This is a genomic window from Chryseobacterium sp. IT-36CA2 (assembly GCF_949767875.1).
In the GTDB taxonomy this organism is placed as follows: domain Bacteria; phylum Bacteroidota; class Bacteroidia; order Flavobacteriales; family Weeksellaceae; genus Chryseobacterium.
Genome location: NZ_CATKPG010000016.1, coordinates 1 through 317, shown reverse-complemented (window position 1 = coordinate 317; position 317 = coordinate 1). Strand labels below are relative to the sequence as shown.

1 protein-coding gene is annotated in these 317 nt (G+C 34.1%); it reads left to right on the top strand.

The features are described 5' to 3' along the window. Window positions 1–317, top strand: a 317-nt coding sequence (locus tag ACM6F9_RS07360; protein WP_414845110.1) for a T9SS type A sorting domain-containing protein, incomplete at both ends; no start/stop codon positions are given.

Genomic DNA, 317 nt, shown 5'->3' with positions numbered 1-317 from the left:
TTTTGGGTTCTACTCCGAACGATGGTTCTGAAACAATTACCATTCCTAACGTAAATACTACACAGGCAAGAATTATGGTGGCTGCAGAAACGAATGTTTTCTACAACATTAACCCTATTAATTTCACTATTACCCAAACATTAGGGGTAGGTGAAGCAGCAACAAATAAAGATGTATTCGTAGTATATCCTAATCCAAGTAAAGGGCTTCTGAATATTAAATTTGCTAATACCAATGAAGTGTATGACATTACAGTTTATGATGTAAGTGGAAAATTAGTATTCATTCAGGCTGATAATAAACTGAACCATGACAAA